At 50.8% G+C, this 23,645-nt stretch carries 27 protein-coding genes; 22 read left to right on the top strand and 5 right to left on the bottom strand.

Annotation, left to right across the window (positions count from 1 at the left end):
- Positions 1–11: 11 nt before the first annotated feature.
- The 17 genes from rpsN (at position 12) to dsbD (ending at position 10,131) form a co-directional block, all read left to right on the top strand.
- Positions 12–317, top strand: coding sequence for a 30S ribosomal protein S14 (rpsN, locus tag AC3QL0_RS16500; RefSeq protein WP_135864118.1), 306 nt, complete (start codon positions 12–14; stop codon positions 315–317).
- Between the two features lie 11 nt (positions 318–328).
- Positions 329–724: a 30S ribosomal protein S8 gene (gene rpsH / locus AC3QL0_RS16495; RefSeq protein ID WP_493009440.1), complete on the top strand. Its 396-nt coding sequence runs from the start codon at positions 329–331 to the stop codon at positions 722–724.
- A 12-nt stretch (positions 725–736) separates the two neighbouring features.
- On the top strand, positions 737–1,270 hold the full coding sequence (gene rplF, locus AC3QL0_RS16490) for a 50S ribosomal protein L6 (RefSeq protein ID WP_135864115.1): 534 nt from the start codon (positions 737–739) through the stop codon (positions 1,268–1,270).
- Between the two features lie 21 nt (positions 1,271–1,291).
- Positions 1,292–1,645, top strand: a complete 354-nt coding sequence (rplR, locus tag AC3QL0_RS16485) for a 50S ribosomal protein L18 (RefSeq protein ID WP_493009439.1) — start codon at positions 1,292–1,294, stop codon at positions 1,643–1,645.
- 15 nt (positions 1,646–1,660) lie between these two features.
- Positions 1,661–2,182 carry a 30S ribosomal protein S5 gene (gene rpsE, locus AC3QL0_RS16480; RefSeq protein WP_135864111.1) on the top strand — a complete coding sequence of 174 codons (522 nt, stop codon included), beginning with the start codon at positions 1,661–1,663 and terminating at the stop codon, positions 2,180–2,182.
- 3 nt (positions 2,183–2,185) lie between these two features.
- A complete protein-coding gene (rpmD, locus tag AC3QL0_RS16475; RefSeq protein WP_135864109.1) occupies positions 2,186–2,371 on the top strand; it encodes a 50S ribosomal protein L30 in 186 nt (61 codons plus the stop codon).
- Positions 2,372–2,381: 10 nt separating this feature from the next.
- Positions 2,382–2,825 carry a 50S ribosomal protein L15 gene (rplO, locus tag AC3QL0_RS16470; RefSeq protein WP_430221373.1) on the top strand — a complete coding sequence of 148 codons (444 nt, stop codon included), beginning with the start codon at positions 2,382–2,384 and terminating at the stop codon, positions 2,823–2,825.
- An 11-nt stretch (positions 2,826–2,836) separates the two neighbouring features.
- Positions 2,837–4,162 (top strand): preprotein translocase subunit SecY, encoded by a 1,326-nt coding sequence (secY, locus tag AC3QL0_RS16465; protein WP_135864105.1) that lies wholly within the window; start codon positions 2,837–2,839, stop codon positions 4,160–4,162.
- A 9-nt stretch (positions 4,163–4,171) separates the two neighbouring features.
- On the top strand, positions 4,172–4,390 hold the full coding sequence (infA, locus tag AC3QL0_RS16460; RefSeq protein WP_135864103.1) for a translation initiation factor IF-1: 219 nt from the start codon (positions 4,172–4,174) through the stop codon (positions 4,388–4,390).
- 33 nt (positions 4,391–4,423) lie between these two features.
- Positions 4,424–4,537: a 50S ribosomal protein L36 gene (rpmJ, locus tag AC3QL0_RS16455; RefSeq protein ID WP_003805360.1), complete on the top strand. Its 114-nt coding sequence runs from the start codon at positions 4,424–4,426 to the stop codon at positions 4,535–4,537.
- Positions 4,538–4,573: 36 nt separating this feature from the next.
- Positions 4,574–4,939, top strand: a complete 366-nt coding sequence (gene rpsM / locus AC3QL0_RS16450; protein ID WP_135864101.1) for a 30S ribosomal protein S13 — start codon at positions 4,574–4,576, stop codon at positions 4,937–4,939.
- A 14-nt stretch (positions 4,940–4,953) separates the two neighbouring features.
- Positions 4,954–5,349 carry a 30S ribosomal protein S11 gene (gene rpsK, locus AC3QL0_RS16445; RefSeq protein WP_135864099.1) on the top strand — a complete coding sequence of 132 codons (396 nt, stop codon included), beginning with the start codon at positions 4,954–4,956 and terminating at the stop codon, positions 5,347–5,349.
- Positions 5,350–5,360: 11 nt separating this feature from the next.
- The gene (rpsD, locus tag AC3QL0_RS16440) at positions 5,361–5,984 is read left to right on the top strand and encodes a 30S ribosomal protein S4 (protein ID WP_493009438.1); all 624 of its coding nucleotides are present in this window, start codon (positions 5,361–5,363) and stop codon (positions 5,982–5,984) included.
- Between the two features lie 146 nt (positions 5,985–6,130).
- The gene (locus tag AC3QL0_RS16435) at positions 6,131–7,114 is read left to right on the top strand and encodes a DNA-directed RNA polymerase subunit alpha (RefSeq protein ID WP_166408103.1); all 984 of its coding nucleotides are present in this window, start codon (positions 6,131–6,133) and stop codon (positions 7,112–7,114) included.
- A gap of 144 nt (positions 7,115–7,258) precedes the next feature.
- Positions 7,259–7,648: a 50S ribosomal protein L17 gene (rplQ, locus tag AC3QL0_RS16430; protein WP_135861550.1), complete on the top strand. Its 390-nt coding sequence runs from the start codon at positions 7,259–7,261 to the stop codon at positions 7,646–7,648.
- 181 nt (positions 7,649–7,829) lie between these two features.
- Entirely contained in the window at positions 7,830–8,207 is a 378-nt protein-coding gene (gene cutA / locus AC3QL0_RS16425; protein WP_493011019.1) for a divalent-cation tolerance protein CutA, read from the top strand.
- A gap of 13 nt (positions 8,208–8,220) precedes the next feature.
- Positions 8,221–10,131, top strand: coding sequence for a protein-disulfide reductase DsbD (gene dsbD, locus AC3QL0_RS16420; RefSeq protein WP_493009437.1), 1,911 nt, complete (start codon positions 8,221–8,223; stop codon positions 10,129–10,131).
- A 63-nt stretch (positions 10,132–10,194) separates the two neighbouring features.
- On the opposite strand, the gene AC3QL0_RS16415 is transcribed toward dsbD, so the two are convergent.
- Both AC3QL0_RS16415 and AC3QL0_RS16410 read right to left on the bottom strand, forming a co-directional pair.
- Positions 10,195–11,187: a TRAP transporter substrate-binding protein gene (locus AC3QL0_RS16415; protein WP_493009436.1), complete on the bottom strand. Its 993-nt coding sequence runs from the start codon at positions 11,185–11,187 to the stop codon at positions 10,195–10,197.
- A gap of 128 nt (positions 11,188–11,315) precedes the next feature.
- Positions 11,316–12,188: a LysR substrate-binding domain-containing protein gene (locus AC3QL0_RS16410; protein ID WP_493009435.1), complete on the bottom strand. Its 873-nt coding sequence runs from the start codon at positions 12,186–12,188 to the stop codon at positions 11,316–11,318.
- A 109-nt stretch (positions 12,189–12,297) separates the two neighbouring features.
- Here AC3QL0_RS16410 and AC3QL0_RS16405 point away from each other — a divergent pair, with 109 nt between their 5' ends.
- Both AC3QL0_RS16405 and AC3QL0_RS16400 read left to right on the top strand, forming a co-directional pair.
- Positions 12,298–12,885, top strand: a complete 588-nt coding sequence (locus AC3QL0_RS16405; RefSeq protein WP_493009434.1) for a cysteine dioxygenase family protein — start codon at positions 12,298–12,300, stop codon at positions 12,883–12,885.
- A gap of 8 nt (positions 12,886–12,893) precedes the next feature.
- Positions 12,894–14,504: a rhodanese-like domain-containing protein gene (locus tag AC3QL0_RS16400; protein WP_493009433.1), complete on the top strand. Its 1,611-nt coding sequence runs from the start codon at positions 12,894–12,896 to the stop codon at positions 14,502–14,504.
- Positions 14,505–14,532: 28 nt separating this feature from the next.
- Here the strand turns inward: AC3QL0_RS16400 and hemB are convergent, their stop codons facing one another.
- Positions 14,533–15,552 (bottom strand): porphobilinogen synthase, encoded by a 1,020-nt coding sequence (hemB, locus tag AC3QL0_RS16395; protein WP_493009432.1) that lies wholly within the window; start codon positions 15,550–15,552, stop codon positions 14,533–14,535.
- Entirely contained in the window at positions 15,549–16,172 is a 624-nt protein-coding gene (gene yihA / locus AC3QL0_RS16390; protein WP_135861544.1) for a ribosome biogenesis GTP-binding protein YihA/YsxC, read from the bottom strand. The genes hemB and yihA overlap by 4 nt, the downstream gene beginning before the upstream one ends.
- 180 nt (positions 16,173–16,352) lie before the next feature.
- On the opposite strand from yihA, the gene AC3QL0_RS16385 reads away from it, so the two are divergent.
- From AC3QL0_RS16385 to ccsB, 3 genes are all read left to right on the top strand, one after another.
- Positions 16,353–17,051 (top strand): c-type cytochrome, encoded by a 699-nt coding sequence (locus AC3QL0_RS16385; protein ID WP_493011018.1) that lies wholly within the window; start codon positions 16,353–16,355, stop codon positions 17,049–17,051.
- Between the two features lie 254 nt (positions 17,052–17,305).
- The gene (locus AC3QL0_RS16380; RefSeq protein WP_493011017.1) at positions 17,306–19,282 is read left to right on the top strand and encodes a cytochrome c biogenesis protein ResB; all 1,977 of its coding nucleotides are present in this window, start codon (positions 17,306–17,308) and stop codon (positions 19,280–19,282) included.
- 14 nt (positions 19,283–19,296) lie between these two features.
- Entirely contained in the window at positions 19,297–20,658 is a 1,362-nt protein-coding gene (gene ccsB, locus AC3QL0_RS16375; RefSeq protein ID WP_493009431.1) for a c-type cytochrome biogenesis protein CcsB, read from the top strand.
- Between the two features lie 29 nt (positions 20,659–20,687).
- Here the strand turns inward: ccsB and AC3QL0_RS16370 are convergent, their stop codons facing one another.
- Complete coding sequence (locus tag AC3QL0_RS16370; RefSeq protein WP_493009430.1) at positions 20,688–23,591, bottom strand: putative bifunctional diguanylate cyclase/phosphodiesterase; 2,904 nt, start codon at positions 23,589–23,591, stop codon at positions 20,688–20,690.
- Between the last annotated feature and the right edge of the window lie 54 nt (positions 23,592–23,645).

Genomic DNA, 23,645 nt, shown 5'->3' with positions numbered 1-23,645 from the left:
GGGGTGATGACGTGGCTAAACTTTCACTCATCAATCGCGATATTAAACGCGCAAAACTGGTAGAGAAATTTGCAGCTAAGCGCGCAGCGCTGAAAGCAATTATCGATGACCAGTCCAAGTCCGACGAAGAGCGCTACGAAGCTCGTTTGCAGTTGCAGCAATTGCCTCGCAACGCAAACCCAACTCGTATGCGTAACCGTTGCGTTGTTACAGGCCGTTCACGCGGTGTGTACAAACAATTCGGTTTGACACGTCACAAAGTCCGTGAAATGGCTATGCGTGGCGAAATTCCCGGTATGACCAAGGCTAGCTGGTAGGAGAAACATAAATGAGCATGAGCGATCCAATCGCCGACATGTTGACCCGCGTTCGTAACGCACAAATGGTCAATAAAACGTCGGTTAGCATGCCCTCCTCGAAGCTGAAAGTAGCTATTGCTGCTGTGCTGAAAGATGAAGGCTATATCGAAAATTTCCAAATCGTTGGCGAAGCCGCGAAGCCAGTTCTGGAAATTCAATTGAAGTACTACGCAGGCCGTCCTGTGATCGAGCGCATTGACCGCGTTTCTCGTCCAGGTTTGCGCGTCTACAAAGGCAGCAACCACATCCCTCAGGTGATGAATGGTTTGGGCGTTGCAATCGTATCCACCTCCCGTGGTGTGATGACAGATCGCAAAGCACGTGCAGCTGGCGTGGGTGGCGAAGTACTTTGCTACGTGGCGTAAGGAGAATCATCAATGTCACGTATTGCTAAATACCCAGTTACTTTGCCTAAAGGCGTAGAAGCGACTATTGCAGCAGATCAAATCACCGTTAAAGGTCCTTTGGGCACAATGACCCAAGAACTGAAAGGTGATGTTGTTATCGAGCTGAACGACGGTCAACTGACATTTGCACCAGCTAATGACTCACGTCACGCTAATGCAATGTCCGGCACCATCCGTTCCTTGGTAAACAACATGGTTACTGGTGTGAGCGAAGGCTTTGCTCGCAAACTGAACTTGGTTGGCGTGGGTTTCCGCGCTCAAGTTCAAGGTAACGCATTGAAACTGCAACTGGGTTTCTCTCACGACGTTATTCACGACCTGCCTGCTGGTGTTACAGCAGAATGTGCGACTCCTACAGAAATCGTTCTGAAGGGTTCTAACAAGCAGGTTGTTGGTCAGTGTGCCGCTGAAATTCGCGGTTACCGTCCACCAGAGCCTTACAAAGGTAAAGGTGTTCGCTACGCTGACGAACGCGTCGTCTTGAAAGAAACCAAGAAGAAGTAATCGCACAGGCAAGGACGAATTATGGACAAGAAACAATCCCGTTTGCGTCGTGCAGTGGCAACCCGTCGAAAAATCGCCGAGTTGCGCGTTCATCGCTTGGCGGTGCATCGCACGAATTTGCATATTTATGCCAACATCATTTCGCCAGAAGGCGATCGGGTTTTGGTCAGCGCATCGTCGCTGGAACCAGAAGTACGCAAAGAACTGGCCAATGGCGGCAACGTCGCTGCAGCCAGTTTGATTGGCAAGCGCGTAGCCGAAAAAGCGAAAGCAGCCGGTATCGAATCCGTTGCTTTTGACCGCTCTGGCTTCCGTTATCATGGCCGCGTCAAGGCGTTGGCTGATGCCGCGCGTGAAGCCGGCTTGAAATTCTAAGCAAGGAATTGTCAAATGGCTAAAGCACAAGGCAGAAATAATGCCGAACAAGAGCGCGATGACGGCCTGCGTGAAAAAATGATCGCGGTTAACCGCGTCAGTAAAGTCGTTAAAGGTGGTCGCACCATGAGCTTCGCTGCATTGACAGTAGTAGGCGATGGTGATGGCCGTATCGGAATGGGCAAGGGTAAAGCTCGTGAAGTACCAGTTGCTGTTCAGAAAGCTATGGAACAAGCCCGTCGTGGTCTGTTCAAAGTTGCTCTGAAAGACGGTACTTTGCACCACACAGTTGTGGGCAAACACGGTGCTTCTACAGTGTTGATCTCTCCTGCTGCTGAAGGTACTGGCGTTATCGCTGGTGGTCCTATGCGTGCAGTGTTCGAAGCAATGGGCGTGCGTAACGTTGTTGCTAAGAGCTTGGGTTCTAGCAACCCTTACAACATGGTTCGCGCAACTTTGAACGGTTTGCGTGCTTGCTCCACACCATCTGAAATTGCTGCTAAACGTGGCAAGACAGTTGAAGAAATTCTGGGGTAAATCATGGCACAGAAGCAAATCAAGGTCACACTCGTGCGCTCTGTTATCGGTACTAAACAAGACCACCGCGACACAGTACGCGGCTTGGGCTTGCGCCGAGTAAACAGCAGTCGCGTTCTGGTTGATACGCCCGAAGTGCGCGGTATGATCCGTAAGGTTGATTACCTCGTTACGGTTTCGGAAGCCTAAAGGAATCGCGATGTCAGAATTGCAACTAAATTCGATTCAACCCGCAGAGGGCGCTAAACACGCTGCTCGTCGCGTTGGTCGCGGTCCAGGTTCCGGCCTGGGCAAGACCGCAGGTCGCGGTCACAAAGGTCAGAAATCACGTGCTGGTGGTTTTCATAAAGTCGGTTTTGAAGGCGGTCAAATGCCTTTGCAACGCCGTCTACCGAAGCGTGGTTTCACGACTCCTGGTGGTCACCTGCATGCTGAAATCCGTTTGTCCGACTTGCAAGCTTTGACTGTTGAAGAAGTTGATATCAACGTTCTGAAACAAGCTGGCGTAGTTGGTCAATTGGTACGTTTCGCCAAAGTCATCAAGTCTGGTGAGCTGTCTCGCAAAGTAGTGCTGAAAGGCATTCGTGCAACAGCTGGTGCCCGCGCTGCAATTGAAGCAGCGGGCGGCTCGTTGGCTGAATAAAAGGGGTTACGGTGGCAAAAGCACAGGCACAGAGTAAATCAGGTTCGGGTTACGGCGATTTGCGTCGTCGTATCATTTTCCTGCTGCTCGCGCTGGTTGTTTATCGCTTGGGAACACACATTCCTGTGCCAGGTATTAATCCTGATGCACTGTCCGAGCTGTTCCAACAAAACCAAGAAGGTATCTTGGGCTTGTTCAACATGTTCTCGGGCGGTGCTCTGCAGCGTTTCTCCGTATTCGCGCTAGGGATTATGCCCTACATTTCTGCATCGATTATCATGCAGTTGGCATCGGCAGTGGTGCCCACGCTTGAAGCAATCAAGAAAGAGGGCGAGTCGGGTCGGCGTAAAATTACGCAATTTACCCGATATGGGACAGTGTTTCTGGCGTTATTCCAAGCAGTAGGTATTTCTATTGCATTGGAAACACAACCAGGTTTAGTCATTGATCCAGGTATGTTGTTCCGTTTCACCACAGTGGTAACACTGGTGACCGGTACGATGTTCTTGATGTGGCTAGGTGAGCAGATTACCGAACGAGGCATAGGGAATGGTATTTCCATTCTGATTTTTGCCGGGATTGTTGCAGGTCTGCCCAGTGCAATGGGTGGTTTGCTGGATCTGGTCCGTACCGATGCAATGTCTATTTTGTCGGCATTGTTCATCTTGGTGCTGGTTGCTGCCGTTACTTACTTTGTCGTGTTTGTTGAACGTGGGCAACGTCGTATCACGGTTAACTACGCAAAACGTCAAGTGGGTAACCGCATTTACGGTGGACAAAGTTCGCATTTGCCGCTGAAGCTGAATATGGCTGGGGTGATTCCTCCAATCTTCGCCTCCTCCATTATTTTGCTGCCTGCGACTATTGCTAGCTGGTTCTCCGCAACGCCAGGTCTGTCTTGGCTGCGCGACTTGGAAGCAGCGCTTTCACCTCGTCAACCGTTGTACATAACGCTGTTTTCAGCACTGATTATTCTGTTTTGTTTCTTCTATACGGCGTTGGTGTTTAACAGCCGTGAAACTGCAGACAATCTGAAAAAGAGCGGTGCGTTTGTGCCAGGCATTCGTCCAGGTGAACAGACAGCTCGTTATATTGATCGTATTTTGACTCGCTTAACGCTAGCCGGTGCTATCTATATCACGATCGTGTGTCTGGTACCTGAATTCCTACAAATGCACTGGAACGTACCTTTCTACTTCGGTGGTACATCTTTGCTGATTATTGTGGTGGTTACTATGGACTTCATGGCACAGGCTCAGGCCTACATGATGTCTCAACAATATGACTCGTTGCTCAAGAAGGCCAACTTCAAGGGTGCGGGTTTGCCAATGCGATAAATAAACACGATGGCAAAGGACGACGTCATTCAGATGCAGGGGCAGGTTTTAGAAAACCTGCCGAACGCAACATTCCGTATCAAGCTAGAAAACGGCCATGTGGTGTTGGGCTATGTTTCGGGCAAGATGCGTATGCATTACATCCGGATTCTTCCGGGCGACAAGGTCACAGTGGAGCTCACGCCCTATGACTTGTCCCGGGGCAGAATTGTGTTCCGCTCCAAATAAGCGGCCCGGATAAAGGAACCTAGGAGTCAAACCATGAAGGTAATGGCATCAGTAAAGCGGATTTGCCGCAACTGCAAAATTATTAAACGTCATGGCGTGGTACGTGTAATTTGCACAGACCCCCGCCACAAGCAGCGTCAAGGCTGATACGCCGAAACGCAACCGATTTAACAAGGAAAAACCATGGCCCGTATTGCTGGCATTAATATTCCGCCGCATCAGCACGCCGAAATCGGTCTTACCGCGATTTTCGGTATCGGTCGTACTCGTGCTCGTCAGATTTGTGATGCTTCCGGTATCGCTCACGATAAAAAAGTGAAAGATCTGACAGATGAGGAACTCGAAAAAATCCGCGAGCAGATTTCTCAGTTTCTGGTTGAAGGCGACCTGCGTCGTGAAGTTCAACTGTCTGTGAAACGTCTGATCGACATGGGTAGCTACCGTGGCATGCGCCACCGTCGTGGCTTGCCTGTACGCGGTCAACGTACCCGTACCAATGCACGTACCCGTAAGGGACCACGTCGTGCAGCGCAGGCTCTGAAGAAATAATCGAGGATTAGAAGATGGCTAAAGCTTCTAGCGCATCGCGCGCTCGCAGAAAAGTTAAAAAGAACGTTTCGGACGGTATCGCTCACGTCCAAGCTACTTTTAACAACACAATCATTACCATCACCGATCGTCAAGGCAACGCGTTGTCTTGGGCGACCTCTGGTGGTGCGGGCTTTAAAGGCTCGCGTAAGTCCACTCCATTTGCTGCTCAGGTTGCTGCTGAAGCCGCCGGTCGTACAGCAATGGAATACGGTATCAAAAATCTAGAAGTTCGCATTAAAGGGCCCGGTCCTGGCCGTGATTCGTCGGTGCGTGCGTTGAATGCTCTTGGTATCAAAATCACCAGCATCGCTGACATCACGCCGATTCCGCACAACGGCTGCCGTCCGCCCAAGCGTCGTCGCATTTAAGGGGAAGCTACGTGGCTCGTTATATTGGACCTAAATGTAAGCTCTCGCGCCGCGAGGGTACTGATCTGTTCTTGAAGAGTGCTCGTCGCTCTTTGGATTCCAAATGCAAACTGGACTCTCGTCCAGGTCAGCACGGTCGCACTTCTGGTGCCCGTACATCTGACTACGGTTTGCAGTTGCGTGAAAAGCAGAAACTGAAACGTATGTACGGCGTGCTGGAAAAACAGTTCCGTCGCTACTTTGCTGAAGCTGATCGCCGCCGTGGTAACACTGGTGAAACGCTGATTCAGTTGCTGGAATCCCGTCTGGACAACGTTGTATACCGTATGGGCTTCGGCTCCACACGTGCAGAAGCTCGTCAGTTGGTTACTCACCGTGCAATCGAAATCAACGGTCAAACCGCTGATATCGCTTCCATGTTGGTTAAACCCGGTGATGTAGTTTCCATCCGTGAAAAATCTCGTGCACAAGGCCGTATCAAAGAATCTTTGGAATTGGCTGCTAGCACAGGTTTCCCACAGTGGGTTGAAGTTGACAGCAACAAATTGAGTGGTGTGTTCAAACAAGCTCCGGACCGCGCTGACGTGGCCCGTGACGTGAACGAATCACTGGTTGTTGAGTTGTACTCCCGTTAATCAGCTACATTACGTATCTGATTTAAGCACCCATTATTGGTTTTGTACTGATAATGGGTGTTGCTGGTTTTTAGAGCTGGAATTTCCAGCGTTTTCCCATCAGCCTTATCGGTGTAACGAGCCGAGGGTATTGAAAAGGAATCTACATGTCTCAAGCTTTTTTGAAGCCTCGTTCCATTGAAGTTGAAGCAGTTAGTAAAAATCACGCTCGCGTGATTATGGAACCTTTCGAGCGCGGCTACGGCCACACTCTGGGTAACGCACTGCGTCGCATCCTGTTGTCCTCCATGACTGGTTTTGCACCTACAGAAGTGCAGATCACAGGCGTGGTACATGAATACTCCACACTGCCAGGCGTACAAGAAGATGTCGTAGACATCATGCTGAACCTGAAAGGTATTGTGTTCAAACTGCACGGTCGCGAAGAAGTGACACTGACTCTGAGCAAATCCGGTCTGGGCCAAGTTTTGGCTAGCGACATTGATTTGCCACACGACGTGGAAATCCTGAACCCCGATCACGTTATTGCCAACCTGACCGACGACGGTAAGTTGGAAATGACTATTCGTGTGGAAGAAGGCCGTGGCTACGTTCCAGGTAACGTGCGTGCGTTGTCTGATGACCGCCAACATACGATTGGTCGTATTGTTTTGGACGCATCTTACAGCCCAGTTCGCCGTGTTAGCTATGCAGTTGAAAGCGCACGTGTGGAACAGCGTACTGACTTGGACAAACTGGTTCTGGACATCGAAACCAACGGCGTGTTGAACCCAGAAGAAGCTGTACGTCAGGCTGCTCGCATCCTGATGGACCAGATCTCTGTGTTTGCAGCTTTGGAAGGTGCTGAAGAAGCCCAAGAAACTCCAGAGCGCGCTACACCTCCAATCGATCCAGTATTGTTGCGTCCTGTGGACGATCTGGAATTGACTGTTCGTTCCGCAAACTGCCTGAAAGCCGAAAACATTTACTACATCGGCGATCTGATTCAGCGTACGGAAAACGAACTGCTCAAGACACCAAATCTGGGCCGCAAATCTTTGAACGAAATCAAAGAAGTGTTGGCTTCCCGTGGTTTGACCTTGGGTATGAAACTGGAAAACTGGCCTCCTCTAGGGCTAGAGCGTCCATAAATAGTTGTAACTGGGGCTTTAGCGGCGTATAAAAACGTGCTAAAGTCCCATGTCTTAGTTGGCCCGCAGCAATACTGATAGAAGAGCCAACGCAGATGAAATCCTTCATCTGATTCAAGATTTATTTTTTAGGAAGAAAATATCATGCGTCATCGTCATGGTTTACGTAAGCTGAATCGTACCAGCAGCCATCGTTTGGCTATGTTCCGCAACATGTCCGTATCTTTGATTACTCACGAAGCAATCAAAACAACTTTGCCTAAAGCTAAAGAGCTGCGTCGTGTAATCGAGCCTCTGATCACTTTGGCTAAAGATGACACAGTTGCAAACCGTCGTTTGGCTTTTGCACGTCTGCGCGACCGCGACGCTGTGACCAAACTGTTCAACGACTTGGGCCCACGTTTCCAAGTACGTAACGGTGGTTACACACGTATTCTGAAAATGGGCTTCCGCCAAGGCGATAACGCTCCCATGGCTTTCATGGAATTGGTAGACCGTCCTGACGCTGTTGCTGACGAAGCAGCTGCTGAGTAATACGGCACACAGAATAAGAAAAACGGACCTAATCAGGTCCGTTTTTTTATGCCTGCTCGTTACGCAAGGTACTAAGAAGCTGTACGCCTGACAATACTGCAATAGCATCTAAAGCCTGTGCCTCATGCCTGAGGTACTATAGGCAGATTCTATGAATGAAGAGGATACAGGTAAGCGTATGATGCCCTTAACGCAAGATGCTTTGTCGTCGTTTAGCCCAGATGCCGTTGTGTTGGTGCTGAGCAATGCACCCGATGAATTGCTGGCAAAACGCATTGCACACTATGTAGTAGAAGAAGGTTTAGTCGCTTGTGCGAACCTTGGCACACCTTCGTTGTCTATGTACATGTGGCAGGGGGAATTAGAAGGGGCGACAGAGGTGCCGTTGCAGTTCAAAACGACGGTGCGCCGTGTAGAAGCGTTGATTCAACGCATTGCTTCTTTACACCCTTACGAAGTGCCAGAGGTACTTGTGGTGCCAGTCGTGGCGGGGTTGGGTAGTTACATCAAGTGGGTTCAGGATGAAACTGCAGCCCCTCCTGTGTTGAAAAAATCATAACTGAGAGTGACACATGCAGTGTGTAGCGGCAAAGACGGGTAGAGAGAAAAACAAACTAAGCGCAGTGGTTGGGTGGTTAATGCTGCTGATCGTGGGTTGGGCAATGCTGATGCAGCCCGCACGAGCAGAAGAGGATTACCTAGACCCTGAAGACGCTTTTCAGTTCAGTGCAGCAATGCATAGTCCTACCGAGCTGGATATACACTTCGTTATTGCTCCTGAATACTACATGTACAGGGATCGCTTTGTGTTTGAAGCGATGCCTAGCAGCGATTGGCTGGGTGAGGCTGCTTATCCTCCCGCTGCGATTGTGTACGATCCTACCTTTGAAAAAGACATGGCGATTTATCGCCGTGAAGTCACTATCCGCCTGCCTATAAAAGAAGGCTCTATGCTGCCTTTGCAGCTAGAGGTTACTAGCCAAGGCTGTGCGGATGCTGGGTTGTGTTATTCACCCAGCACACATGAACTCACCCTGTCACCCGCAGAGGGTGGTTATAAGGTCAGCGGTGAGGGCGTGGTGAAAAGCGTACCGGCTCCGCTAACTGAGGTGGTGACGGAAGATACGGCAGCCACTAAAGCCGCTGCGAATGCTTCCGCAACTAGCTTTTTGGATTTAAGTGATACAGGCTTGGCGGCCTACCTGCTGGATGCGTCGTGGTGGCAGATTATGCTGCTGGCGTTTGGCTTGGGTATGCTGCTGTCCTTTACGCCGTGTGTGCTACCAATGGTGCCTATTTTGTTGGGGATTATTGCAGGTCAGGGAACCCCAGTTAAAAGCGTGTCGCGTCAACGCGGTTTGGGTTTAGCAGCCATCTATGTGTTAGGTGTGTCGTTGGTCTATACCGCGTTAGGCGTGGTGGCGGGGCTGTTGGGTGCTAGCTTAGCCGTATGGCTGCAGAATCCATGGATACTCAGCATATTTGCAGTACTGCTATTCATCTTGGCGCTGTCTATGTTTGATGTGTACCAGTTACAGGTACCGTCGGGTATGCAGTCGCGTTTGCAAGGTGTGCTAAGTCGTATTCCTGGCGGACGTTACAGCGGCGTGTTCTTGATGGGCATGTTGTCAGCCTTGATTGTTGGCCCTTGTGTAGCTGCGCCGCTTGCTGGTGTGCTGCTGTTTATCTCGCAAACCGGTAATGTGTTGATTGGTGCTATGGCGTTGTTTGCCATGGCATGGGGTTCCGGTGTGTTGCTGCTATTGGTGGGGGCAACATCAGGTGTGCTAATGCCTAAAGCGGGTGCATGGATGAACACCGTGAAGCAGATATTTGGTTGGTTTTTGATTGCCACGGCACTGTGGATGTTGACGTCGGTTCTACCCACCGTCTGGTTCATGTTGGGCTGGGCAGTGTTGGCAGCATGGCTAGGTTTATTGTTGGGTGTAGGGCGTGCGCATGACGCCGCTGCATCGGCAGGTAAGCTATTCCTGAAAGCCTTGGGGTGGCTGTCACTGTGTTGGGCAGTGTTGATTCTGGTGAGTGTGGCCAGCGGTGGGCGCAGCGTGTTGGAGCCATTAGCACATTGGCAAGGTGGCGGTGTAGGAACAGGTAGTGCCGTCACAGCACCTGCTTTTCAGAAAGTAGAAAGCCTTGCTGAGTTGGAAGAAAAACTGGCGAATAGTGGTGGCAGAACCGTCATGTTAGATTTCTATGCCGATTGGTGTGTGTCGTGCATAGAAATGGAGAAATTTACCTTCAGTGATCCGGCTGTGGCTCAGAAAATGAACACGATGTTGCTGTTGCAGGCAGACGTGACAGCTAATACGCCTGAGCACCGTGCCTTACTTAAACGGTTTAACTTGTTTGGGCCGCCCGGAATTATTCTGTTTGATGCACAAGGACGGGAGTTAACCGATGCACGCGTTGTAGGGTTTATGCCTGCAGAGCGTTTCTTGCAGGTGTTGAACTCAGCACGTTAAGGCGCGTTGTGATGACAAAACAGGCCATGCTTTTGCATGGCCTGTTTGTTTTGGTGCTACGGATTAGTTTTGCAGCGTTTGGTAAATGGACTCAATCACTTCTGGCCCAATGCGAGAGGCCATTTGTTCGTGTACAGGGCGCAGTGCTGCTACCCATTCACTGCGTTCTTCAGGGGTGAGTTCGTAAATGGTAGTGTGCCCAGCGGCGCGTATGGCAGCCAACGCATCATCGTTCTCTAATTGTGAGATCTCGTTCGCGTATGTAGTGGCGTCTGCCATAGCACGCTCTAGTTGCTCGCGCAGAGTGGGGTCTAACTCATCCCAAAATTTCTTGTTCACGATGACGGCATAGCCTATGTAGCCATGGTTGGATAAGGTGGCGTGTTTCTGCACTTCGTGCATTTTCTGGGTATAGAGGTTGGACGGTGTGTTCTCTGTACCGTCTACTACGCCAGTTTGCAGTGCTTGATAGGACTCAGAAAATGCCATCACTTGTGGAATGGCTTCTAACGCCTGCATTTGAGCTTCTAGCACCTTGGAGGACTGTATACGCATCTTCAAACCCAGAAAATCATCTGGCGTATGCAAGGGCGAGTTGGCGCTCATGATTTTGAAGCCGTTATCCCAGTAGGCTAAGCCTTTAATACCTTTAGGCTCTAGCATGGCCATTAGGTCTTGGCCTACTTGGCCTTGGGTCACTTTGTTCAGGTCGTCTGTGCTTTGAAAGATAAATGGTAGGTCAAATACCTCGAAAGCACGCACGCCCAGGGGGCCAAACTTGGCTAGGGAGGGCGCCAACATCTGTACGGCTCCTAGCTGTAGTGCTTCGAGTTCTTCTTTGTCTTTGTACAGTTGGGAGTTCGGATACACCTCTACCAGCACTTTGCCATCGGTATATTGCTCAGCCAACTCTTTGAATTTGTCAGCCCCTTTGCCTTTGGGTGTGTCAGGGGAGACGACGTGGCTGAATTTGATAATCAGGGGGTTAGCCAGTGCAGGCAGACTGAAACAGGTGGCTGCCATAAGGGCAGCGGCCAGTACTTTTTTTATAGGCATTGTTGTCTCCAGGAATAGTTATGATTGGAATAAGCCTCTGGTTAACTGTACTGAATGCCTAGCACAGAATGAATTTTTATTTGACGAATCAATACTTAACCAGCTGTGAACCGGTGAGTGGAATGGAGCTATAGCGGGGATGTGACCGCGTTTAGCGCCATGTGTTGGCTGAGTAAATCGTAAACATGACGGGTGTGGTTGTGCAGTGGCGCGCGCCGCATCCACAGGAAGTAGCTCACGTCGGGTAGTGGCGGTAGTTGTTCACTGGTGCCTAGCACACGGAAATCCGTACTGATGAGTTCGATGTTACGCGCCGTGATACCTAAACCCGCATGTAGGGCGGCTTTAATGCCTGATAGATTGGGCGCTACGTAATTGGTTTGCCATGTGGCGTGTGCTTGCTCTAGCGCCGTCAGGGCGATTTTTCTGTATAGGCTAGGCTCATCCGCCAGTATTAAGGGTACGGGCTTGCTAGGGTCGTGTACGTAGCGTGCAGAGGCTAGCCAGACGGTAGGCGAGCGGCGTATGACAAAACCAGCGAGTTCCGAATCGAATCGGCTAGAGATAGTGAGATCTAGCTCCCCTCTGTGCAGAGCTTCCATCAAGATGGGGCTGCGATCCACCTGTATTTCTAGCTTGATGCGTGGCAGGTTGCGAACCACGTGTGCCAAGACAGTAGGAAAGATGGAGTCAGCCACGTCGTGCGGCGCGCCTATACGTACTATGCCTTCGGGGTCTGTGCTGTGCAGTGTGCGTACACACTCATCATGCAAGGCCAGAATCTGCTGGGCATAACGTAGCAGCAGTTCGCCATGTTCTGTCAGTGTTTTATTGCGTCCTTCTTTGCTGAAAATGGTTTTATGCGTCAGGTTTTCTAGTCGCTGCATTTGCTGCGTGATGGCCGATTGCGTACGGCTAACAGCTTCTGCTGCGTTGGCAAATGTACCGTGTTTGGCAATGGCGACCAAAGTGCGCAAGAGTTCTATATCCAAATTGATCATATTAGTTTTTCTAATGTATTTGCATAAAACTCTGTATTGTTGGAGGGCTTGTCTATAAGTAAAGTAGCATCAATTTCGCTGAAAACAAACAATAAGGCAGGGGATAGAAATGAATGTATCAGAGGTTCGTGCTGAGGCTGTAGATCATCGCATCAAAAACATAAGAAGTATTGTAGAAAAAGAAGGGCTATCTACGGCGTCGTTAGGGCAGATATTGCAGCAGGTACTGGTATTGGCTGAGCATAAAGAGTGGTGGTCTGAAGCGTATTTTCCTGCGCCTGAAGAGGGTGAGTTGCAAGCGCGCTATTTGATCTCTGAAGAGGAGGATCGCTCGTACGCGTTGTACTTGAATGTGATGCGTCCGGGTAAGAAAATCGTGCCGCATAATCACACGACGTGGGCGTGTATCGCGGCTGTAGAGGGGGTGGAATACAACTATGTGTATACCCGAACTGATGATGCGCAAGTGCCTGGGGTTGGGATTGTGAAACGCACAGCGAAAGTCGTGGTTGAACCGGGCACAGGCATTGCCTTAATGCCAGATGATATCCACGCCGTGGAAATCGAGGGCAATAACGTGATTCGCCATTTGCATATGTATGGTTTGGCGTTAGAAACCCTGGATCAGCGTTTGGCCTTTGATGTAGAAAAAGGCACCTGCGCCGTGATGCCTGTGGGCGTTCAAACCAGACGTTAAGACCTACTATGATGCAGCCAACACAGATGAATGCAGAAGTATCGGTAGCGGTTTTGCGGCAGTGGTTGGCCGATGGCTCTGAGATTGCTTTGCTGGATGTGCGAGAGCATGGGCAGTACGGTAGCGGCCATTTGTTTTATGCCGTGAATGTGCCCTATAGCGTGCTGGAATATCGTGTACTGCACTTGGTACCGAGACGTTCTGTGCGCATGGTGTTATACGCTCAAGGGGGCGGTATTGCACGCCAGGCGCAACAGATTTTGCAGGACATGGGCTATACGCAGGTGTATGTGTTAGCTGGTGGTGTAAAGGCGTGGCAGCAAGCGGGGCATAACGTATTTGCAGGGGTAAACGTACCTAGCAAAACCTTTGGTGAGTTAGTGGAACAACACTGCCATACGCCACACATTAAGGCTAAAGATCTTGCTGCGAGCCAAGCGACGGCAGAATCGTTATTGCTGCTAGATGGACGTCCGTTTGGGGAATACCAAAAGAAAACCATTCCAGGTGCTATATGTTGCCCAAACGGCGAGCTAGCACTACGCGCCACCACGTTGCTGAGAACAACAAACGCTACACGTATTGTGGTGAATTGCGCTGGCCGTACTCGCAGCATTATTGGCGCTCAGACCCTGATTAATTTAGGCGTGTCGTATGAAGTTGTGGCACTGGAAAATGGTACGCAAGGCTGGTTTCTAGAGGGGTTAGTGCTAGAGCAGGGGGCTATGCGTGAAGGTGAGGCCGTGCAGCCCGATGCTGCCGATGTATGGGGGTTGCAGCAGCAGGCTCAGCGTGTGGCTCAAGAAATGGGAGTAAAGCTGGTGACGGCTGCGCAGGTGCAGCAGTGGTTAACTGAATCGCATCGCACTACATATGTGTGCGATGTGCGCACGGCAGCAGAATATCAGCGTAATACCTTGCCTGTAGCAAAACATACGCCGGGTGGGCAGTTGGTGCAGGCCACGGATCAATACATAGGTACTCGGGGTGCCAGAATTGTTCTGTGGGATGACCTGCAGGTACGCTCATGGGTGACAGCGAGTTGGTTGTTGCAAATGGGTTGGGACGTGACGGTGCTGGAACGCGATGCGGGTGCACTATTGGGGTGCGTGCAGGGTGTGGTAGCAGATGACCCTGTGGAGTTTGAGTTGTCGCACATGACGGTGGAGCAATTGGCAGCCAGCGTGCGTCTTAACGCTGCACAACTGATTGATATACGTCCTAGCCAACAGTATCGTGCCGCACATTTGCGAGGTGCACAGTGGTCTATACGACCACACTTAAGGTATGCCACGCTGAAGATCAATCAGTTGGTAGTAGTGATCGCTTCGGACCCTTACAGTGCAGCGTTGGCCGCCAAAGAGTTGCAGGGGTTGGGTGTGCAGCACGTGTGTTGGCATGACGGCACTACCGCTCAGTGGTTAGCGGCAGGGTTAGTGCTTGAGAGTAGTCCTGAGCAGCCAGCCGATGACGATTGCATTGATTATGTGTTCTTTGCGCATGACCGGCATGATGGTAACCGACAGGCGGCGCTGCAATATTTGGCGTGGGAGACTGACCTGCTACAGCAGGTTGATGAGCTGGAGCTACAGTATTTTAAGGTGTATGTAGCCCCCTAACGGGATAGGGGGCCAATGCAGATACTACTTAGTTGCCTTGCAGTCTGAGTTGCTTAGCAGCGTCAATCGCGAAGTAGGTCAAGATGCCATCGCCGCCAGCGCGTTTGAACGCCAGCAGGGATTCCATCATGACTTTGTCGTGATCCAGCCAGCCATTAGCGGCAGCGGCTTTGATCATCGCGTATTCGCCACTTACTTGGTACGCAAAGGTAGGCATGCCAAAGGCTTGTTTGATGTCGCGCAGCACATCTAGGTATGGCATGCCAGGTTTCACCATAACCATATCAGCGCCTTCGCGGATGTCGGCAGCGACTTCCCGCAAGGCTTCATCGCGGTTGGCTGGGTCCATTTGGTAGCTGGCTTTATCGGATTTACCCAAGTTGCTGGCCGAACCTACCGCATCACGGAATGGGCCGTAGAAGGCACTGGCGTATTTGGCGGAGTACGCCATGATACGGGTGTCGATGTGGCCGTTTTCATCCAAGGTGTGGCGAATCGCGCCTACGCGGCCATCCATCATGTCGCTAGGTGCCACAATGTCTACACCTGCGTTGGCTTGTGTCAGTGCTTGTTCACGCAGTACTTCTACCGTAGGGTCGTTCAGCACGTAACCATCTTCGTCGATGATGCCGTCTTGGCCGTGGCTGGTGTAAGGGTCTAGCGCAACGTCGGTCAGAATGCCCAATTCTGGGAAGTTCTGTTTCAAGCTGCTCACTACACGAGGGATCAGGCCGTCGGGGTTGGCTGCTTCGCTACCATCCGGTGTTTTCAGGCTGGGGTCGATCACAGGGAACAGTGACAGTACTGGAATCCCCAGTTTCACACACTCTTCAGCAATCGCCAGAATGGTATCAGGCGAGTAGCGGTATACGCCGGGCATGGAGTCCACAGCTTCGCGTATGTTGTTGCCTTCACGCACGAACACCGGGTAAATCAGGTCATTGACGGTCAATACGTTTTCACGCACCAAACGGCGGGTGAAGTCGTCGCGACGATTACGGCGGGGGCGGCTAAGAGGGTAGTTAACGGGGGGTAAGAATTGAGTCATGGCACAACCTTTGGAGAGATCCAGTTTTCAATAAGTAATGTCGCTTCCTCAATGCCAATACGGTGCGTGGCCGAAAAAGGGATGGCTTGAATATTCCCCATGGCAGCGAGTTGTTTACGGGCTTCAGCAGCCGCTTGTATACGTTTACCATACGCGAATTTATCCGCTTTGGTGAGTAGTACCAGCAATGGCTTGCCTGTAGGAGCGATCCAGCGTGCTAATTGCACGTCTAATGCGGTAACGCCTCGTCGTATATCCAGCATCAATACAACACCTGCCAGAGAGCTGCGTTGGCGCAAGTAGCCGCCTAGCATTTCATCCCAGTCTTGTTTTTCTTGGCGCCCTACCGCGGCGTAACCGTAGCCAGGTAAGTCGACGAGGTAACCTAAAGATTCTTCAGGTTCTAATGGGTCCGGGATGCCGAACATGTTGATCAGGCGAGTTCTACCCGGCGTTTTACTGGAAAACGCCAAACGTTTTTGGTTTGCCAGTACGTTAATAGACGATGATTTCCCCGAGTTGGAGCGACCCACAAAACAGACCTCTGGCGGGCCGGGGGGCGGGAGTTGGTCCAGCTTTGCAGCAGAAATAGTGAAGCTGGCGCGATGTAAGATTGACATGATTAAGGCAATTTCCCGTTTAAATCCAAGCTCTATTGTATAATCTTGGGATTTGAAACAGTAACCGTCGTGTTCCGTGCAGATCCCTTACAGCAGAAATAATACGGTATACGACGACCAGTGACTTACAAATACTGCGGTATTTGTGTCTAAATCGCGATCGTCGAGGACTACATGAAGCTGAAGCGCGTGCTTTCCAGAATCGTTATTGCCAGCGGCCTTGTGGCAGCCTGTTCCACCTTCTCTTTGGCGCATGCTGCAGATACCGCTGCAAAACCTGATGCAGCTAAGGGCGAGCAACTCTACTTGAACGGTGAACTGTCCCGTGGTGTACTGGCCTGTGTGACCTGTCACGGTGCAGCAGGGAATAGTGTCATTGAAATGTACCCTAGCATTGCAGCACAACCATTTGAGTATGTGGTTAAACAGCTGCATGATTTCCGCCCTGGTGCAGAAAATACCCCTCCACTGCGCCGTGCTGCCAATGGCAACCCTGCTGTAATGACCAGCATTGTGACTGGCATGACCGAGCAAGAAATGCGTGATGTGGCGTTTTACGTATCTCAACAAAAAGTGGATTGGGAATTGGCTGCCCGTGCAACCAACGAAGAATCTTTTGAGCGCGGCCAACAAATTTGGCGCGGAGGTTTGCCTGACCGTAACGTAGCGGCTTGTGCGGCCTGTCACTCGCCTAACGGCGCAGGTCTACCAGGTAAATATCCACGTTTGGCCGGTCTACCCGCTTCTTACTTGCAGGAACAGTTGAAATTGTTCCGTAGCGGTGACCGTAACAACGAAGCAGCGATGCACGAGTTGGCTGATCGCATGAATGATGCCGATTTGTCTGCCGTAGCGGATTACGCTGCTGGCTTGCGCTAGAGCAAAACGCTTGTTTTTAGCGACTGCTATATTCGACATTACAGTCTGTAACGATTACAGGCTGTAGTGTTGAGGACGAAACTCCCCTCTACGGGGAGTTTTTGTTGTGTGGACAGGAACCTTTAGTCTTAAAGTGGTTCTAAATAGCTTTGACTTATAAGCCCTGAATCCCCCTGTTTTAGTTTCTTCCAGAGATTTTTGTGACTAACAAACGTCAATTTGGCGCTTCTGAACTGTTCGAGCTGCTAGGTTCCATGCGTTTCGCAGTGAGCTTGCTTATGTTCATCTGTGTGGCCAGTATCATTGGTACTGTGCTGGCGCAAAACCAGCCTATGAACACCTACGTGGACCAGTTCGGGCCATTTTGGGTAGGTGTGTTTGATAGATTCTCCGTTTGGACTATCTACAACACATGGTGGTTCTTGGTCATCATGGGTTTCTTGGTGGTGTCCACCACGGTCTGTGTGATCCGTCATGCGCCCAAGATGCTGAAAGATGCGCGCAATTTCAAAGAATATGTGCGCGGCAACAGCTTGCGTGCTTTCCCCCATAAAGTAGAAGTTAGCAATCACAATAATCCTGAGAAAAATGCTGACGATGTACAAGCGTGGTTGAAAGTTAAAGGCTACCAGTACAAAGTACGTAAAGATGCCGATGGCAGCTTGATGTTGGCGGCCAAAAAAGGCAGCTCCAATCGACTGGGCTACATTTTTGCTCACGTTGCCATCGTTGTGATCTGTATTGGCGGTTTGATGGACAGTGAACTGCCCACACGACTGCAAGTATGGCTGGGCGGGAAGAAGCCTATCACTGAAAATATTTTGATTTCCGAAGTGCCGCCTGAAGGGCGTTTGCCAGCTGCCAACCCTAGTTTCAGGGCTAACTTGCTAGTGCCTGAAGGTGTACGTACTGCCACAGCAGTAGTGAACGTGGACGAAGGTGTATTGGTGCAGCCCATGCCTTTCGTGTTGGAACTCAAACGTTTCCTGATCGAGTATTACTCCACGGGTATGCCTAGCAGCTTCAAGAGTGAAGTGCGCATTACTGACCCTGATACGGGCGACAGCTTTGACAGAGTAATCGAGGTGAACGAGCCTCTGCGCTACAAAGGCGTCACGGTGTATCAGTCTGGTTTTGATGATGGTGGTTCTACGGTTGAGCTGTTGGCGTACCCATTGCACGGTACGCAAAGCCGTCCGTTCCCTGTATCAGGCAAAATAGGCGAGAGCACACGCTTTGTTGTGGATGACGCAGGCACTGAAGTCAGCGTGAACTTTACTGAGTTGCGCACCATCAACGTGGAAGATATGCGTGACGGTGATCCTCAGCCTAAAGCATTGGCTGAGCATGTGGCGGCTGTAGCGGGTAGTGCCGCAGGGAAGCGTAACGAGAATCTGGTGAACGTTGGACCTAGTGTGCACTACAAGCTGACAGATAGCAGTGGTCAGGCACGTGAATACACGCATTACATGTCACCAGTGGTATTGGATGGTTTCCCTGTGTTCTTGGCGGGGATGAATGTGTCGCCCCAAGTGGGTTTCCGTTATGTGCGTATTCCTGCGGATGATCAGTTATCTATGCAAGAGTTCATGCGTTTGCGTGCCGCATTGGAAGACCCTTCTTTAGTGCGACAAGCTGCATTGCGTTTTGCGGAGCGTAACGGTGATGCCGCGCCAGACTCTTTGCTGCATACTGCTGCACAGAATGCGTTAACTAGTTTTGCACGTGAAGGTTTTAACGGTTTGATTGGTCGTGTGCCAGAAGCTGAGCGCGAGAAGATTCTTGGCTTCACTGTGCCCATGATTCAGCTTTCGTTGATTGAGTTACGTGATATTCTGCGAGAGCGTGCTGGCGAAAAAGCAATTGTGTATGAAGGCGATGAAGGTATGCGTGCCCAACAGTGGACACAGCTTGCCGTATTAGCCTTGGCCAATTTGCCAGAATACCCCGCTCCGGTAATGTTAGGCCTGCGTTCGTTTGATCATGTACAGGCTAGTGTGTTCCAAGTGGCACGTAGTCCAGGTATGTACATTGTGTATACCGGCTCGTTGTTCTTGGTGATTGGCGTCTTTACGATGTTCTATGTTCGTGATCGACGCATTTGGGTGTGGATACGACCACAAGAGGGTGGCAGCTCTATGCAGGCTGCAATGACCTCACAACGGCGCAATTTGGATTTCAACCGCGAGTTTGACGAGTTCAAACAGAGTTTCCAGCGCTTGTCCGCATAGAGAGGAGTCTAAAAATGTCTGAGTCAGCGATGCTTTCACAGTCACAACAGTGGCAGGCTTCCATGGCAGCAAGCGGGGATTCCCGTGGTGTGCGTGGTCGCTTGCAACTGAGTGACTATCTGTACTTTATTGTTTTGTCGCTTGGGGTGGCTTACTGTCTGACCGCCTATACCGACTTTATGGATGGCTACGAAAAGATCATCCTCTGTGGTGCTGTGCCACTGCTGGTCTGGATGGGTTGGTTGTGGCGTCCACTACGTACATTAACCGTACTAAGCGGTTTAACAGCGATTTTGGCTATTTGGCTCTACAGTCCAGATGGCAGTCTGTTAAGCGGTGATCTCTCTCGTGCAGACAGCGTTTTCTTGTTGCGTTACTTGTTCTCGTCTCAGTCCGCTATTTTGTGGATGTGTGCGTTGTTCATGATTGCCATGGTGTGCTACTGGATAGGGTATGTGAGCAAAACAGCAGCATGGCTGGGTACAGCACTAACATGGGCAGGGGTGTACGCTGGTACCGTAGGTATGTTTGTACGCTGGCGCGAAGGCCACTTGTTGGGGCCTGGCTTGGGTCATATCCCCGTCAGTAACTTGTACGAAGTGTTTGTGATGTTTGCGTTGATTACAGCCATGTTCTACCTGTATTACGAGCGTCGTTATGCGACCCGTAGCTTGGGTGGTTTTGTGCTGATGGTGATTAATGCTTCGGTGATCTTCTTACTCTGGTACTCGTTTGCTCGCGATGCGCACCAGATTCAGCCGTTGGTTCCTGCACTGAAAAGCTGGTGGATGAAAATTCACGTGCCTGCTAACTTTATTGGTTACGGCACCTTCGCCTTAGCAGCGATGGTGGGCTTTGCTTACCTGATTAAAGAAAATGGTCAAACACGCTCATGGAGCAAGTTGTGGCCGGTATTTGTGCTGGGCATGTTGCTCTGTGCCGAGCCTATGATCTTTGGCTCACGCAGTGAGCTCTCCGTTACATGGATGTTGTTCTTCGGTATTAGTGCGCTAATTGTAGGGGCTATTCTGGCACTACGTGGCCCAATTTCCCGTCAGTTGCCTGATCTGGAAGTGCTGGATGACATCATGTACCGCGCCATTGCCATCGGCTTTGCGTTCTTCACTATTGCCACCATTTTGGGTGCGCTGTGGGCAGCGGATGCATGGGGCACATACTGGCAGTGGGATCCTAAAGAAACATGGGCCTTGATCGTGTGGCTGAACTACGCGGCATGGTTGCACATGCGTTTGATGAAAGGTATGCGCGGTACTATTGGTGCTTATTGGGCACTGGGCGGCTTACTGATCACCAGTTTTGCATTCCTAGGTGTGAACATGTTCTTGTCCGGTTTACACTCATACGGCGAGTTGTAAAGCACCTAGAAGGTTGTAGTTAGTCAGTATTACCGGGAGTGTTTGTCAATGAAGGACAGCACTTCCGGTGACTGTACTAAGTCTCGTATATCGCGGGCAGCCAATATCTCAGTTGGCGATCTAGCCCCAGACACCACAAAGCCCTGCACGTAATCTACGCCTATATCGCGCAGTATATGCAGCGTCTCTACATCTTCCACCCATTCCGCAATGCTCACCATGCCCAAGTTGCGTGCCAGCTCTACGATGGTGCGTACGATGGCCACATTGGTGTTCTTCAACAGCATGTTGTGTATGAGTGAGCCGTCTATCTTAATAGCGTCAGTAGGCAGCTCTTGCAGGTACGAGAATGAGGTATAGCCTGCACCAAAGTCGTCCAGCGCAATGCGTACCCCTTTGTGTTGTAAGCGTTGCATGAACAATCGGGTGCGTTCTAAATCTTGCAGTGCCACACCTTCGGTGATTTCTACACACAGCCTATTGGCAAGGTGATCGAAGTTTTCCAAAATGGTGAATAGCTCATCAATGAACTTGTCATCATTTAAGGACACACCGCTGAGGTTGATATTGATTTGCTGGGTACGTGGCAACTGTGTGTGGTGTTTGTCTAGCCACTCTAAAGTCGCGGCGAACACCCATTTGTCGATAATAGACACTGTGCCGCTTTCTTCGGCAGCAGCAATAATCTTGCCTGAGGGCATCAAGTTATTTTGCGAGTCACGTACCCGTAGCAGTACCTCTACATTCAACGAATTTAAGGGGTTTTGCAGAGCCATTAACGGCTGCATTTCCAAATACAGACCACCAGAGGCGCCGCTTTCCAACTCTTTGAACAAGCGCAGTTCTTCAGCGTGTTGGTACAGCTCGGTAGACCCTTGTTTGTACAGTACAGAAGGCAGTTGGGTACGGCGAGCATCGCGGCAAGCTCGGTTTGCAGCGGCTAGAGCATCTTCTGCACGGGTGTCGGCAGACAGCTCTACCAAGCCAATGGCACTTTGCAGGTTAAAACTACGGTTGCCTGCATAGATACTGCCTTGGTTTAGGGATTTAATGATCTTCTCGGCCGTGGCTTGGGCTTGTTCTGGCGTGGTGTCATTAAACAGAATCAGGAACTCATCGTTACCCAATCTACCTAATTCTTGGCCCGGATGCAGCGTGGTTTCAATGCGATGACTTACCTCTTTAAGCAGCGCGTCACCTGCAGCGTGGCCGTACGCATCGTTTACGTGTTTAACGTAATTCAGATCTAGGTAGGCCAAGATACAGTTATTACCTTCGCGTACCTGATCCAACGAGAAAGATAAGGCTTTCTCTATGCCCCGTTTGTTCAGTACGTCGGTAATGGGGTCATGGTTGGCCATCTGTTTCAGCTTACGGATGGTTTCTGACCGTTTACTAATGTCTTGTAGAGAGCCCTCAATCATTCCTGCTGTACGTAAGGCACGTAACCCAAACTGCTGTGGCAAACCGGGGTGAGAGGCTGCAGATAAGCGGCTGATGTCTGTATCTTCGCCACTTAAGCTGGTTTGTATGATGGCTTCCCAGTCGGTAGTGCCAAAGAATTGTTCCCACTGGTAGTCTTCGATTTCTTCGTGTTCAGATAGCCCTAAAAAGGCGTAGAACACACTGTTTGCATAGACGAACTGGCCATTCTCATCCAGTGTGAAAATCCCAAAGGGGCTGATGCAGTGATTGGCGATGAGGGTTTGCTCAGCTACGGTGCGGCTGTAGCGTTCTTCACGTAAACGTTCGCCCAACAAAGTGGCCACCATCAGGCTGGATAGAGGCAGCGCTAGTACGCTTTGGAAGGTATCTAGGAAGTTGCTGGATAGTCCCAGCAGTATCAGCAACATCAAGACCAGCACGCAGAGCGATGCACTGAGCAGCATGATATGCCAGAGTGACAAGGGAGCGGGTTGTTGCTCAGAGTGCATCATGCCATAGCACACGACCACAATGCAGCTGAGTAAGCCTATGCCGCTCAATAGCAGCATGGCAGGCATAAAGAGGGTGCGTTCTAACAGGAAGGCTGCGGGCAACAGAGCGAGTCCGCCCCATTGTAGAGCGCGTAATAGCAGCGAAAAAGGTAGTGGCTGTACGACGGTGCGCAGCAGTTGGGTAAAGAGGGTGTAGCTCACCAAGAAGTAGGCGGCGAGGGTGGCCTGTCGGATAGTAGGTAGCCAGGCAGCGGGCAGTTCATGCCCTAACCAGAGGTTATCCCAACCCATGGCCATAGCGCCTAAACGTAGGTTGCCTACCAGCCAGACGGCAACCAGTAGGTAGAGGCTTTGTTTATTTACTAAGGCGATCACCAACAGCAATGCTGCCAAGGTGAGCAGACCGCCTTCTAGTAGCGCGATATAACGCGTGTAGCGCTGGCTGGCCTGTGCCCATTCGGAGCTAGTCCAGTTTTGGATGCTGAATGGTCCGGAAACACTAGGCAATACATTGCAGTACACCGTGCCTAGTGGGGCCAAGCCATCAGTTTGTAAGGCATAACCGTGATTAGAGCCTAAGGCTGAGGTCGGCAGTTGGCTGAGTTCTTCTTGTTCAGGTTGGGTACCGTAGCAGTGCAGCCCGAGTAGGGGGCTGGTAGCAAAGCGTATGTCGTGGGCGGTGTTGTCGAAGTCTTCTGGTAGAGAGAACTGCAGCCAAAAAGAATCGTGTGTAGAAAGGCGTAATTCAGAGGGTTGTTTTGCCAGTGCGGTTTGTATTGCCAATGATGGAGGTGTGTGTGCGTAGGGAGCCGGCAGCGTTTGCAGGCTTAACGAAAAACCCGCAGCACTGGGATAGTGTGCGGGTAGTTGCAACAATGCCACCAGCGAAAGCAGGCAAATAAACAGCGGCAGCACATAGATGCTGAGTACTTCGGTGATACGTTGGCTTGCGCCAGACCGTGTACGATCATTGAGTGTGGTAGTGGAATCCATCATGAATTTAGACAGCCTTGATCACCACGGCAGACACGGATCAGCTGTCGCGGCAAA

It is taken from the genome of Paenalcaligenes sp. GW821-LYS-B07-1 (assembly GCF_058803365.1).
Note: the sequence above shows the minus strand (reverse complement) of the source record. Positions and strands in the feature narration are given on the sequence as shown.